This window comes from Mesorhizobium sp. M1A.F.Ca.IN.022.07.1.1 (assembly GCF_003997575.1).
In the GTDB taxonomy this organism is placed as follows: Bacteria; Pseudomonadota; Alphaproteobacteria; order Rhizobiales; family Rhizobiaceae; genus Mesorhizobium.
The window spans coordinates 1-758 of the sequence record NZ_RZST01000697.1 but is presented as its reverse complement, the minus strand read 5'-3'; the positions used below and the strand labels follow the sequence as shown (position 1 = coordinate 758).

General features: G+C 65.7%; 2 protein-coding genes. Both read right to left on the bottom strand.

All coding sequences use genetic code 11. The features are described 5' to 3' along the window. Nucleotides 1-494, bottom strand: a 494-nt coding sequence (locus EOA75_RS33465; RefSeq protein ID WP_127326183.1) for an ABC transporter permease subunit, incomplete at its 3' end; no start/stop codon positions are given. 19 nt (nt 495-513) lie between these two features. Further along, a partial coding sequence (locus EOA75_RS33460) for an extracellular solute-binding protein (protein WP_127326182.1) occupies nt 514-758 on the bottom strand: 245 nt, incomplete at its 5' end.

Sequence of the window (758 nt, the reverse complement as noted above, 5' to 3'; positions counted from 1 at the left end):
ATCGCCTGGGCGAAGGACAGGATCGCGCCGGCGATCAGGCCGGGCAGGATCAGCGGCAGCGTGATTGTGGCAAACACCCAGATCGGGTTGGCGCCGAGCGTGCCGGCGGCCGCCTCCATCTTGCGGTCGACCGCCTCGATCGACAGCCGGATCGCCCGCACCATCAGCGGAAACCCCATCACCGCGCAGGCAAGTGCTGCCCCCGTCCAGCGGAAGGAAAAAACGATGCCGAAATGCTCGGCGAGGAAGGCGCCGGCGGGCCCGCGCCGGCCGAAGGTGAGCAGCAGCAGATAACCGGTCACCACCGGCGGCAGGATCAACGGCAAATGCACCAGCCCGTTGAGCAAGGTCTTGCCCCAGAACCGCCCCCGGGCCAGGACCAGCGCGATCAGGATGCCGGGCGGCAGGCTGGCGATCATCGCCACAGTCGCCACCTTGATCGACAGCCGGACCGCATTCCATTCGTCGGGAGTGAGGTCCAGCAGCCAGTTCATTTGCGGTGTTAGGTCTTTCTCAGTTGCTCGGCGCGAGCACCGTAAAACCCTGTTCCTTGAAGAGCGCGGCGGCCTTGGCTGACTCGACGCATTTCAGGAAGGCAGCCGTATCCTTGTCCTTCGAATCCGCGGTCTGGGCAATCGGGTAGATGATCGGCGGGTGCGAATCCTCGGGGAAGGTGCCGACGACCTTGACGCCCTTTTCGGCATGGGCGTCGGTGGCGTAGACGATGCCGAGCGCGGCCTCGCCCGTCGACACCAGCT